At 74.3% G+C, this 11,818-nt stretch carries 9 protein-coding genes; 6 read left to right on the top strand and 3 right to left on the bottom strand.

Features of this window, described 5'->3' with window-relative positions:
* Positions 1 to 13: 13 nt before the first annotated feature.
* Positions 14 to 2,443 carry a winged helix-turn-helix domain-containing protein gene (locus I596_RS16795; RefSeq protein WP_190278936.1) on the bottom strand — a complete coding sequence of 810 codons (2,430 nt, stop codon included), beginning with the start codon at positions 2,441 to 2,443 and terminating at the stop codon, positions 14 to 16.
* Positions 2,444 to 2,703: 260 nt separating this feature from the next.
* On the opposite strand from I596_RS16795, the gene I596_RS16790 reads away from it, so the two are divergent.
* Entirely contained in the window at positions 2,704 to 3,264 is a 561-nt protein-coding gene (locus I596_RS16790; protein ID WP_067650598.1) for an ECF-type sigma factor, read from the top strand.
* Between the two features lie 24 nt (positions 3,265 to 3,288).
* Here the strand turns inward: I596_RS16790 and I596_RS18250 are convergent, their stop codons facing one another.
* The gene (locus tag I596_RS18250; protein WP_190278935.1) at positions 3,289 to 5,079 is read right to left on the bottom strand and encodes a hypothetical protein; all 1,791 of its coding nucleotides are present in this window, start codon (positions 5,077 to 5,079) and stop codon (positions 3,289 to 3,291) included.
* A 225-nt stretch (positions 5,080 to 5,304) separates the two neighbouring features.
* Between I596_RS18250 and I596_RS16780 the strand changes: the two genes are divergently transcribed.
* The gene (locus tag I596_RS16780) at positions 5,305 to 8,097 is read left to right on the top strand and encodes a serine/threonine-protein kinase (protein WP_067650592.1); all 2,793 of its coding nucleotides are present in this window, start codon (positions 5,305 to 5,307) and stop codon (positions 8,095 to 8,097) included.
* A gap of 69 nt (positions 8,098 to 8,166) precedes the next feature.
* On the opposite strand, the gene I596_RS16775 is transcribed toward I596_RS16780, so the two are convergent.
* Entirely contained in the window at positions 8,167 to 9,108 is a 942-nt protein-coding gene (locus tag I596_RS16775; protein WP_067652202.1) for a LysR family transcriptional regulator, read from the bottom strand.
* Between the two features lie 159 nt (positions 9,109 to 9,267).
* Here I596_RS16775 and I596_RS16770 point away from each other — a divergent pair, with 159 nt between their 5' ends.
* Genes I596_RS16770 through I596_RS16755 form a run of 4 tightly spaced genes read left to right on the top strand, consistent with a single transcriptional unit; the run spans position 9,268 to position 11,805 of the window.
* Positions 9,268 to 9,969, top strand: coding sequence for a pirin family protein (locus tag I596_RS16770; protein ID WP_067650589.1), 702 nt, complete (start codon positions 9,268 to 9,270; stop codon positions 9,967 to 9,969).
* Positions 9,970 to 10,006: 37 nt separating this feature from the next.
* On the top strand, positions 10,007 to 10,660 hold the full coding sequence (locus I596_RS16765) for a hydrolase (RefSeq protein ID WP_067650586.1): 654 nt from the start codon (positions 10,007 to 10,009) through the stop codon (positions 10,658 to 10,660).
* A 41-nt stretch (positions 10,661 to 10,701) separates the two neighbouring features.
* Complete coding sequence (locus I596_RS16760) at positions 10,702 to 11,532, top strand: alpha/beta fold hydrolase (protein WP_067650577.1); 831 nt, start codon at positions 10,702 to 10,704, stop codon at positions 11,530 to 11,532.
* Between the two features lie 12 nt (positions 11,533 to 11,544).
* Complete coding sequence (locus I596_RS16755; RefSeq protein ID WP_067650574.1) at positions 11,545 to 11,805, top strand: DUF1427 family protein; 261 nt, start codon at positions 11,545 to 11,547, stop codon at positions 11,803 to 11,805.
* Positions 11,806 to 11,818 lie beyond the last annotated feature (13 nt).

Raw genomic sequence — 11,818 nt, 5'->3', positions numbered from 1 at the left:
GGCGCGGTCCGCGTTAGCGGCTGGCGATCGCGTGGCGCGGCAGCGCCAGCAGCTCGGGCGGGATCTCGCGCTCGCCGGCCAGCACCTCGGTCCGCACCCGCGCCACCTGCCAGGCGCCGGCATCGGCCAATGCGTGGTAGACACGCAGCTGCAGCAGGGCCGCCTCGTAGCTCTGCAAGGCCCAGCCGGCACTGCGGCCGGCGGCTGCGACGGCCTCGTCGAGCCGGCCCCGGTCGATCAGGTACCCGGCATGGGCCGCGGACACGCGCAGGATCAGCGCCGGCGCGCGCGGATGCTCGGCCTGGTCGAGGGCCTGCCGGAATGCCGCCTCGGCGGCGGCATCATCGCCGTGCAACACCGCCTGCTCGGCCTGCATCAGCGCAGACAGCACGATCACCTCCGGCACGTCATCGGGTGCGTGCGCCCGCCGCGACACGGTATCCGCAATGGCCGCCGCCGCGGCGAGATGGCCCTGGCGGCGCTCCGCGGTGAACGCCACGTACTGGCCCCAGACGAACTGGTGCGGCGCGGTGGTCCGCAGCGCGTCGGTCAGGGCGGAGGCCGCCAGCTCCGCGGCCCGGGCGGGCTGGCCCGATTCAAGCGCGTGCGCCGCGGCGACGATCTGCATCCATGCGTCCAGTGCCTCGCTGCGGCCTTCGGCCGGTGCGTCGCGCAGTTGCTGCAGCAACGCGGCTGCGTCGTGCAGGCGGCCGTTGGCGGTCAATACCTGCACGCGGTTGGCGTTGACCAGCTCGCGCGTGCCCGGATGGGTGACGCGGTCGAGCAGGGCGGCGATCCGCGCATCCTGCGCCAGCGCGGCGGCGGGTTCGAGCAGGCCGAGCAGGCTGCCGGCGATGTTGATGCGGGCGCCGAGCTCCGGCTGCAGCGCCTGGAAGGCCGCAGCGCGCTCGGCGGCGCGGTGGAAGTACGGCAGCGCCTCGGCCGGGCGCCCGCGCAGTTCGTGCAGCGCGCCGACATTGTTGTCGAGCTGGGCCAGCGCCAGCTGGTCGCCGCTGCTTTCGAGCGCGACGCGGGCGCGGGCGTAGTCGTCCTCGGCCTCGTCGAAGCGCCGCAGCCAGCTGCGCGCGAGCCCGCGTCCGTTCAGCGCGATGCCGAGCTGGTTGCGCGCCTCGCCGGTGGCGGCACCGGCGAGCCCACGCACGGCCTGGTCGAACTGGACGGCCGCGGCCTGGAAATCGGCCAGGCGCAGGCAGGTGTAGCCCAGGCCGTGGTGCACCTTGGCCTGCAGCACCGCGTCCTGCGCGAGGCGGGGTTCTTCCAGCAGTGCGCGGAACGCCGCCTGCGCCTTGTGCACGTGGCCGGCCAGGTGATCGATCTCGGCCAGCCAGTAGCGCACGTCCAGTGCCGCGCCGTGGCGCGCGGCGGCGGCCTGCAGCAGCACGCGCGCCTGGTCGTGCTGCTCGGCCCAGGCGGCCGCCTTGACCTGCTGCAGCAGGCGCGCGCGGTCGTGCGCCTCGGCACCGGCATCGCCGCCGGCCGGTGTCAGGTCGAGCCGGCGCGCGAGATCATCGGCGGCGAGGTAGGCCGCCGCCAGCGGATCGGCTGCGCTGCCGAGGCCGGTGGGCATCGGCGAGGGTCCATACAGGCCGTGCAGGCGCACCTGCCATCCGGTCTCCACTGCCTCGGCACGCACGCCGAAGATCCAGGCCGGCGCCGTAGCCGCCGCCAGCGCCGCCGCGACGACGTCCTCGGTGGCGGCATCCGCATCGAAGCGGCGCACCAGGGCGACGACGTTGTCGCTCGGCAGCACCGGCAAGCCGGCATCGCGCAGGCGCTCGGCGATCGCGTCCATCAGGCCCAGGCGCATCCAGGCCTGGCCCTGGCCGGGCGCCAGCTGCACCGGCAGCACGATCGCCTTGGGTTCGGGCGCAGGCACGGGCGGCGGTCGCGACACCGGTGTGCCGCTGCCGACCAGCAGGCCGAGCGTCGCCACCGCGGCCGCCCGCCAGTGCCGCCACGCGTGGGCATCGCCGGTCCAGCGGGCCGCGCGCCGCATCGACCGGCCTGCCCGCTCGCGGACCTGCGACCATCGCGCGCGCAGGCGCCCGGCCAGCGGGTGGACCCGGCCGGCCGGTCGCGCGGCGGCCCGGCGGGAAGGCGCTGGCGCCGGCGTGGCGGTCACGTCGGCGATCCAGGCATAGCCGAATCGCGGAATCGTGCGGATGGCGTAGCGTTCCGGGCCGGTGTCGCCGATGGCCCGGCGGCAGCGCAGGATGATCTGGTCGACCAGGTTGTCGGTGGCGTCCACCCGCCCCCAGACCGCGGCGATCAGCTCGTCGCGGCCGATCGCGCGTCCGCGCTGTTCGATCAGGTAGGCCAGGCAATCGAATGCGCGCGGCGTCAGCGCCACGCGTTCGCCGCGATGCCACAGTTCGCGCAGCGCGGTGTCGATCTGGTAGTCGCGAAATCGGATCGTTTCCATGACCATCGGGAGCCTTGCGTCGCGGCGAACGGGAGGTTGCCGGCGGTCCCGAGGGCACTGTGCCGCGATCGGTTTGTCGATGCAAGTATCGATTTCATGTTAGTGAAACTTATAGTTCAATCGTAGCGGACAGGGCGGGCGCGACGGCAGCGGCGGCGCGCACGGTGACCGGCCCGGCCGGCCGGTGGCCGGTGCTGGCCGGCGGGGATCGTTGCTATGCTGCCTCGCGCCGTGCCGATGCCGGCCGAGTCCGGGTTCCGATGTCCGAATCTTCCGCTGCCGACGCGATGGCCGATCTGCTCGCCCGCTGCGGCGCCGGCGAGCCGGCTGCGGCCGAGCGCATCACGCCGATCGTCTATGCCGAGCTCAAGGCCCTGGCGGCGCGTGCGCTGCGCGGCGAGCGTCACGGCCATACCCTGCAGACCACCGCCCTGGTCAACGAGGCCTGCCTGCGCCTGCTCGGCCAGCGGCAGGTCGATCCGGCCAACCGGGCCCAGCTCGTCGGGCTCGCCGCGCAGGCGATGCGGCGCGTGCTGGTCGACTACGCGCGGCGTCGCCAGGCCGACAAGCGGCCGCATCCCGACCAGCGGCTGGCGATCGAGGAGATCGACCTGCCGGCGGCCCAGGCCGACCTGATCGGCCTCGATGCCGTGCTCGATCGCCTGGCGCAGCTCAGCCCACGCCAGGCCCGCGTGGTCGACCTCAAGTTCTTCGCCGGGCTGGAACTGGAGGAGATCGCCGAGGTGCTCGCCATCGCCCGGCCGACCGTGGTGCGCGACTGGCGCATGGCGCGCGCGTGGCTGCAGCGCGAGCTGGCCTGACCGCGAGCGGGCAGGGCCGGCGCCTCACTCGAAGTCGTCCGCGAACAGCCGGTCGTCGCCGATGACGGTGAACGTCACGCGCTGGGGATGGTAGGTGACCAGGCCGACCGACGGCGCCGCCACGACCTTCGCGAAGGCGCCGGTGACGTTGCCGGCGACCGCGATCGTGCACGAGGTACCCAGGGCCGGCGTGGCGTCGAAGCTGACGCGCAGCGTGCCGCCGAGGGCCAGCGTGCCGGTCGCGTCCAGGCCAGAGCAGGTGCTGCCGGTCGCGCTGCGGATCGCCAGCGTCGAGCCCGGCTGCAGCCCGACATCGCCGCGCACGGCGAGCGTGCCGTAGGGCAGGGCGGCATCACCCGGCGCCAGCGTGCCGCCGTGGGCGACGTCGGTCGAATGGACCGTCCCGTTGCCGGCCAGCGCGGCGCCGGCCTGCACCCGCACCGACCCCACGGCGCCCGGTCCGGTAGCCGCCGGGCTTCCGTTGGCCACCAGGGTGCCGGCGTCGATCGTCCAGTGCTGTGGCGCGCCCCAGGCCGCGGCAAGGCCGCTGCCGACCAGGGTCCAGGTCCCGCCATCGATCTTGCGGTAGGCGCCGAAGCCCTGGTAGGCCGCCGCGCTGCGCACGTCGGCCGCGCTCAGCTGCGCCAGGTCCAGGGTGCCGCCCGTCGCGCCGCCGAGGGCGAGGACGTCGGCGGCCTGGCCGGTGCTCGACAGCGCGATCACCGTGCCGGCAAAGCGGGCGCCCGGCTCGATCACCAGGCGGTTGCCGCCGCCGAGGAACTCGATCGCGGGCGCCGGCGGCTGCACCGCGGGCGCGTACTGCAAGCCGCCGCCGATGTGGCCCGACGTGACCACCGTCGCAGCGCCGGTGCCGGTCACGCCCGTGCCGCCGCGGCCGCTGATGTCGAGGCGGTCGCCCGCGCCGCCGTCGCCACCGGCGATCGCACCGCGGTTGACCAGGGTCGCACCGGCCATCACGACGCCGGCACCGCCGCCGCCGCCGCCGCCGTGCGTCACGCGGAAGACCGAGGTATCCAGGCCGCGCTCGCCGCCGGTGCCGCCGACGATCGTGCCGGTATTGGTCAGCGTCGCGCCGGTGCCCAGCCAGGCGCCGACACCACCCCCGCCACCGCCGCCGCCCCCGCTGAGGCGGCCGGCGTTGTCGCCACCGCGTCCGCCGTTGCCGCCGTAGAGGCCGGCCTCGTTGGTCCAGGACCCCGTTATCACGGCGCCGGGTGCGCCGCCGCCGCCCCCGCCCCCACCGCCGCCGCCCGCATCCTGGCCGCCCCCGTTGCCACTGCCGCCGCCGCCCCCACCCCCGCCGATGCCGTCGTTGCGCGGACCGCCGCCGGCACCGCCACCCCCGCCGGCGCCGCCGAACAGGCCGACGCTGCCGACACTGGGTCCGGCCCCGCCGGTCCCGCCCTGGCCGCCGTTGACGCCGCCGCTGCCGCCCGGCGCCAGCGTGCCCGGCAGGGTCGTCATGCTGGTGTTGTTGCCGCCGCCCCCGCCGCCGCTCAGGACCTGCGCCGACGGATTGCCGCCGGCGATGCCCGGCTGGCCCGGCGTGCCGGGCACCAGGCCCGCCGTGCCGCCCGCGCCGCCGGCATTGCCCGGGCTGACGCTGCCGGGTGTGCCGCCCGCGCCGCCGGCGTGGCGATCGCTGCCGGGAAGGCCGCCGGGGCCGCCATCGATGCCGCACACGTCGCCGGCCTCGCAGGCCTGGGCGGCGGGCAGGGCGGCAGCCATCGCCCAGGCCAGCGTGGCGCCGATCGCGGCGGCCGCGCGGCGGCGTCCATCAGCCCGTGTCTTCATCACATCCTCCTGCATCGTCGGTCCGATCCGTGCCGCCGCCGGTGACGGCGGCGCGTTCATCCTCCAACGCGCAAAGGCGCGCGCGCGCGGATCATCGGCGTCGATCGGCGCTGCTATGCTCGGCGGCATGCCTTGCCGTCATGCCAGACACGCCCGTGTTGCCCGGGGTGCCGCCGCAGCGTGGCCGGCCCATCGCGGGTCGCTGCCCGCCGCCGCGTACGCGCGATGAGCGCGGAGGCGGACGCGCGCTATCGCCGCGCACAGGCGATCGCCCACCAGGCGCTCGACCTTCCGTCCGACGCGCGCGAGGCCCATCTCGCCGCCGCCTGTGGCACGGACGTGGACTTGCGCCGCGAGGTCGACTGGCTGATCGCCGCGGTCGAGGGCGACGAGCCGGCCGATGCGCTCGCCGGGGTCGTCGACCTGGCCCGCACGCTGCTGGCCGAGGCGCGCGTGGAGTCCGCCGCGCCGCGCCGCTACCGGCTGGTCGAGCGCCTCGGCGAGGGCGGCATGGGCCAGGTCTGGCTGGCCGAACGCGACGACGGTGGCCCGCGCCAGCGCGTGGCGCTCAAGCGGCTGCACGGCGTCGGTGCGCCCGGTGCCGGGGAGGCGGCGCGCTTCCTCGCCGAGGGCCGCATCCTGGCGTCACTGCAGCATCCGAACATCGCGCACCTGATCGACGCCGGCTTCGACGCGGACGGTCAGCCGTTCCTGGCGATGGAGTACGTGGACGGCCTGCGCATGGACCAGTGGTGCGCCGCCGCCCCGCGGCCGATGCGGGCGCGCATCGAGCTGTTCCTGAAGGTCTGCGGCGCGGTGGAGCATGCGCATGCCCAGCTGGTGATCCACCGCGACCTCAAGCCGGCCAACATCCTGGTCGGCGCGGACGGCGAGCCCCGGCTGCTCGATTTCGGCATCGCGCGGCTGCTCGACCGCGACGCCGGCGCGGCACCGGCGACCACGGTGCTGCGCGCGATGACGCTGGCCTACGCGAGCCCGGAGCAGGTCGAGGGCAAGGCGCTCGGTACCGCCACCGACATCTACTCGCTCGGCGTCGTGCTGTACGAGCTGGTCGCCGGCGTGCGGCCGTTCGACCACCTCGATTCGGAGCACGAGCGGTCCAACGCGATCGTCTCCGGCACGTTCCCGCCGCCGAGCCGGCCGGCGCGGCGCGCGCCGGCGCCGCGCCGCATTCCGGCCGACATCGACGCGATCGTGCTCAAGGCGATGCGGCGCGAACCCGCGCAGCGCTATGCCTCGGTGGCCGAGCTGGCCGACGACCTGCGCCGCCACCTGGCCGCGCGGCCGGTGCTGGCGCGGCGCGGGCAGTGGGGCTACCGCGCGCAGCGCTACCTGGCGCGCAACCGCTGGGCGATCGCGACGGCGGTGCTGCTGCTGGGCCTCGCGGGCGGCTTCACCTGGCGCACGCTGCTGGCCGAGCGCGAGGCACGGCGGCAGGCGGCGGTCTCCGACCGCGTGGCCGAGTTCCTGGTGTCGGTGTTCGCCGCTGCCGATTCCAACCTCAACCGCGACCTGCGCCACGATCTCACCGCGCGCGAGGTGCTCGACGCCGGCGCGGCGCGCATCGGCACGGAGCTGGACGGCCAGCCGCACATCCGCGCCCGCCTGCTCGAGGCGGTCGGCAACGCCTATCGCCACATGAACGCCAATCCGCGGGCGGCCGCACTGATGCGCGAGGCGGCGGATCTCAACCTCGATCCGGCGGTCGACCAGCCGCTCGCCGCCGCGCGCTGCCTCGAAGCGCTCGCGAACATCATGGCCAACGGCGAGTTCCCCGCGGACGAGGCCGTGCGCGCCGCGCGCGAATCGCTGACGCTGGCCGAGCGCCTGACCGCGCCGGGCTCGCAGCCGGTCGCCAACGCCTGGATGGTGCTCTCGCTGGCGCTCAATCGCGCCGGCCAGCTCGCCGCCGCGCAGGCCGCGGCGGAAACGACGCTGGCGATGAACCGGCAGTTGCCGCGCGGGGGCGACAACCGCATCGGCGCGGCCTTCCACAACCTGTGCATGATCACGCTGGCCCGTGGCGACGTCGCGACCGCGCGCGGCCACTGCGAGCAGGGGCTGGCCGAGCTGCCGGCGGGCGACAGCCTGTCCCGCAGCCAGCGCTACAGCCGCCATGCCCAGCTGCTCGCTCGCGCCGGCGACCTTCCCGCCGCCATCGCGACGATGGAGGACGCGCTGGCAATGGCCGGCCGCATCGAGGGCGAGCGCGGTCCGTTCGGTGCGCTCTATCGGCTGCGCCTGGCCCAGATCCTCGACCAGGCCGGCCGCTATCCGGCGGCGCTGCAGCGGCTGGAAGAGGCACTGGCCGACCAGGTACGGCTCAACGGCAGCGACAGTGGCGAGGCGGTCGCCGTGATGCTGGCCACCGGCGAGCACTACCTGCTGACGGGCCAGTACGCGCGCGCGCAAGCGTCGCTGCGTCCGGCCCTCGACGCCTCGCTCGCGCGCTACGACACGGATGACCCGCGTGTCCTGCACGCCCGAACGCTGCTGGCCCGCGTGCTGATCGACAGCGGCGAGGCCGGCGCGGAAGCCCGCAGCCTGCTCGATGCGGCGCAGGCCGGCTGGGCGTCCAAGGACGATCCCGGCGCGACGCTGGCGCCGTACACGCCGCTGGCACAGGCGCACTGGCTGTTCGCCACCGGCGATGCCGTGCAGGCCACTGCGCTGCTCGACCGGGTCGAGGCGCCGGCCACGCGCGCCGACGCCTGGGTGCTGGCCCAGTCCCGCCTGCTGCGGGCCGAAATCGCGCGGCACACCGGCGATGCCGAGGCGGCCCTGCGCGCCGAGGAGGCGGCCTGGCGCGCACTGGACGCGGCGTTCGGTGCCGGGCATCCGCAGGTGGCGCGTCTCGGACTGCGCTATGCGGCCAGCCTGCGTGCGGCCGGCCGTGACGCGGACGCACAGGCACTGGAAGCGGCATCACGGCCGGTCTTGGAGGCGGCGTTTCCGGCCGATTCGGCGTTCCGGCGCGGGCCGGCTGCGCCCGGCTAGCGGCATGCGTTCCGGCGCGCCCGGCCGGTCCGGACCCCGTGCGTCACGAGCCGGCAGGCATGCCGTGGCTCAGGAGGCGGGCGGTTCCGCGGCCGGCGATTCCCAGGGCGGCCCCTCGTCGAACGCGGCCACCAGCCGGTCGATCAGCGCGCGCACGGCGCGGCTGACGTAGCGCGTCTGCGGATAGACCGCGTAGATGGCGTCCGCCGTCGGCGGCGAGCCGGGCAGCAGCTCGATCAGTGTGCCTTCGCGCAGCGCCGGGGCGGCGATGAACAGCGGCAGCAGGGCGATGCCCAGGCCCGCGATCGCCGCGTCACGCATGCTGTCGCCGTTGTTGAGATGCGTGCGGCCGCGCACGACGATCTGGCGCGGCGCCTCGCCGTCCGCGCGCGGCGCGAACTGCCAGTACGGTGCCACCGACGCGTTGCCGTAGCAGATGCAGTCGTGCTGCTGGATGTCGTCGATCGCCTGCGGCGTGCCGTTGTGATGCGCGTAGCCGGGGCTGCAGACCAGCACGCGCCGGCTCGGCGCGATGCGCCGCGCCATCAGCGAGGAATCGTGGAGGCGGCCGATGCGCACGCCGAGGTCGTAGCCGCCGGCCAGCAGGTCGACGTAGCGGTCGTCCAGTTCCAGCGTCAGCTCCAGCGCCGGGTGCTCGCGCATGAAGTCGTACAGGACCGGGCCGAGGTAGGCGGTGCCGAACGTCATCGGTGCGGCCACGCGCAGGCTGCCGGCGATCGACCCGGCGTCCTCGCCGGAGGCCTCGTCGACCGCCTGCTGCATGCGTGCGAGCACTTCGCGCATGTGCTCGTAGAAGCGCTGGCCGGCATCGGTGACGGCGACGCCGCGCGGCGAGCGGTGCAGCAGCTTGGCCTGCAGCGTGCTTTCCAGCCGCGCGACGCGCGCGCTGAGCTGCGATTTGGAGACGTTCATCCGTGTCGCCGCGGCGTTGACGCCGCCGCTGTCGACCACCTGGATGAAGGCCCGGATGTCGCCGAAGTCGGGGTCCATCGCGGTATTGAAGCACGGAAACCGCGGATGCCGGCGCGCCAGCGGCACGGCTCCAGGTGGTGTTCGGGAATAGCGAACGCGCCGTTCGCGGTTCGCCGGCTAGGCGCCCGGCCGGGCGCTGCCTAGAGTGCGCCGCATCGACGCAACGGAGACACCGCCATGCACACCACCCGTCATTCGAACGATCGCGGCTTGGCCGATTTCGGCTGGCTCAAGAGCCGTCACACCTTCTCGTTCGGCGACTACCACGATCCGGCGCACATGGGCTTCGGCCCGCTGCGCGTCATCAACGAGGACCGCGTCGCGCCCGGCAAGGGTTTCGGCGCACACCCGCACCGCGACATGGAGATCCTCTCCTGGGTGCTGGACGGCACGCTCGAGCACAAGGACAGCCTCGGCACCGGTGCGCAGATCCGCCCCGGCGAGCTGCAGCGCATGAGCGCCGGTACCGGCGTGGTGCATTCGGAGTTCAACGCCTCGCCGACCGACCCGGTGCACTTCCTGCAGATCTGGATCCTGCCCGAGCGGCAGGGCCTGGCGCCCGGCTACGAGCAGCACCGTTTCGACGCGGCGGATCTCGCCGATCGCTGGTGCCTGATCGCGTCGGGTACGCCGCGCGACGGCGCGCTGAAGGTCCACCAGGACGTGGACCTGTACGCCACGCGGCTCGCCGCCGCGCACGAGCTGAGCCATGTCCCGGCCGCCGGCCGCAAGCTCTGGCTGCAGGTGGCGCGCGGGTCGGTCGAGGTCGACGGCGAGGTGCTGAACGCCGGCGACGCCGCGGCCTGGACCGATGCGGCGAAGCTGGTCGTGCGCGCGGCGGACGACGCCGAGCTGCTGCTGTTCGACATGACCCCGTAGTAATCCCTCCACCCCGGACCCCGACGCAGGAAACGCCATGCCCATCGCCACCGCCACTCCCGCCGCGACGCTGCTCGACGGCGCCGACCACACCCTGATGCTGATCGACTTCCAGTCGCAGATGGCGTTCGCGACGCGTTCGATCGACGTCGTCGAGCTGCGCAACAACGCGGCGCTGATCGCCGAGGCCGCCCGCACGTTCGCGGTGCCGGCGATCGTCACCACGGTGGCCGAGAAGAGCTTTTCCGGCCCGACCTTCGACGAGGTCACCGGCGTGCTGGCGGACCGGGCGCCGATCGACCGCACGACGATGAACGCCTGGGAGGACGCCGCGGTCGTCGCCGAGGTCAACCGCCTCGGCAAGGGCAGGGTGGTGTTCGCCGGGCTGTGGACCAGCGTGTGCATCGTCGGGCCGGTGTTGTCGGCGCTCGCGCAGGGCTTCGAGGCGTACGTCATCACCGATGCCTGCGGCGACGTCAGCGCCGAGGCGCACGAGCGCGCGGTGCAGCGCATGGTGCAGGCCGGCGCCCGGCCGCTGACCGCGCTGCAGTACCTGCTGGAGCTGCAGCGCGACTGGGCGCGCGCCGCCACCTACGACGCCACCGTGGCCACGGCCGTGGCCCATGGCGGCGGCTACGGCGTGGGCCTGGTCTATGCCAGGACGATGTTCCAGGCGCAGGAAGGCCACTGAGCCGCGCCATACCCCTTCCATCCCCCCACGAGACCCCGACGATGAGCACGATCACGACGAAAGACGGCACCGCGATCTTCTACAAGGACTGGGGCAGTGGACAGCCCGTGGTGTTCTCCCACGGCTGGCCGCTGTCCGGCGACGCCTGGGACGTGCAGATGCTGTACCTGGCCGAGCGCGGCTACCGGACGATCGCGCACGACCGGCGCGGCCACGGCCGCTCGGCGCAGCCCTGGCACGGCAACGACATGGACACCTACGCCGACGACCTGGCCGGACTGATCGAGACGCTCGACCTGCACGAGGTGGTGCTGGTCGGCCATTCCACCGGCGGTGGCGAGGTCGCGCGCTACGTCGGCCGCCACGGCACCGGCCGCGTCGCGAAGGTGGTGCTGGTCGGCGCCGTGCCGCCGCTGATGCTCCAGACTCCGGCCAACCCCGGCGGCCTGCCGCTCGCGGTGTTCGACGGCATCCGCGCCGGCGTGCGGGCCGATCGCTCGCAGTTCTACAAGGACCTGGCCGCCGGGCCGTTCTACGGCTTCAACCGGCCGGACGCCACGCCTTCGCAGGGGTTGGTCGACACGTTCTGGCTGCAGGGCGTGATGGGCGGACTCAAGGGGCAGTACGATTGCATCCGGCAGTTCTCCGAAGTGGACTACACCGAGGATCTCGAGAGGATCGACGTGCCCACGCTGATCGTCCACGGCGACGACGACCAGGTCGTACCGATCGAGGCCTCGGCCCGGCGTGCGGCCGGGCTGGTCCGGAACGCGGTCCTGAAGGTCTATGCAGGCGCACCGCACGGCCTGGCGAGCACCCATGCCGACCGGCTCAACGCCGACCTGCTGGCCTTCATCCAGGACCGGGGCTGAGGGCGCGCCGCGATGAAGCTCTATGCGGCTTCGCTCGCGGTCGGCGTCCTGGTCGGCGTGATCTACGGCCTGCTCCACGTGCGATCCCCGGCACCGCCGGTGATCGCCCTGATCGGCTTCGCCGGCATCCTGCTCGGCGAGCAGCGGGTGCCGGCCGCGCGGAAGTGGGTCGCGCACGCGCCGGCCGGCATCGTGCAGGCCGGCCGCGCCGCGCCGGCGCGCGACCCGGCGCGGCCACCGGCGTCCGCCGGCAGTGACGAACCTTCGCACTGACCTCCCTTCCGTC

Source organism: Dokdonella koreensis DS-123 (assembly GCF_001632775.1).
Taxonomy (GTDB): Bacteria; Pseudomonadota; Gammaproteobacteria; order Xanthomonadales; family Rhodanobacteraceae; genus Dokdonella; species Dokdonella koreensis.
This window is presented reverse-complemented; position numbering and strand designations above follow the sequence as displayed.

What these genes read in the sequence shown, in the direction of transcription:
- I596_RS16780 (WP_067650592.1), top strand. Translation starts at nt 5,305, where the DNA reads ATGAGCGCGGAGGCGGACGCGCGCTATCGCCGCGCACAGGCGATCGCC.
- I596_RS16760 (WP_067650577.1), top strand. Translation starts at nt 10,702, where the DNA reads ATGAGCACGATCACGACGAAAGACGGCACCGCGATCTTCTACAAGGAC.
- I596_RS16755 (WP_067650574.1), top strand. Translation starts at nt 11,545, where the DNA reads ATGAAGCTCTATGCGGCTTCGCTCGCGGTCGGCGTCCTGGTCGGCGTG.
- I596_RS16765 (WP_067650586.1), top strand. Translation starts at nt 10,007, where the DNA reads ATGCCCATCGCCACCGCCACTCCCGCCGCGACGCTGCTCGACGGCGCC.
- I596_RS16775 (WP_067652202.1), bottom strand. Translation starts at nt 9,108, where the DNA reads ATGGACCCCGACTTCGGCGACATCCGGGCCTTCATCCAGGTGGTCGAC.
- I596_RS16770 (WP_067650589.1), top strand. Translation starts at nt 9,268, where the DNA reads ATGCACACCACCCGTCATTCGAACGATCGCGGCTTGGCCGATTTCGGC.
- I596_RS16790 (WP_067650598.1), top strand. Translation starts at nt 2,704, where the DNA reads ATGTCCGAATCTTCCGCTGCCGACGCGATGGCCGATCTGCTCGCCCGC.
- I596_RS18250 (WP_190278935.1), bottom strand. Translation starts at nt 5,079, where the DNA reads ATGAAGACACGGGCTGATGGACGCCGCCGCGCGGCCGCCGCGATCGGC.
- I596_RS16795 (WP_190278936.1), bottom strand. Translation starts at nt 2,443, where the DNA reads ATGGAAACGATCCGATTTCGCGACTACCAGATCGACACCGCGCTGCGC.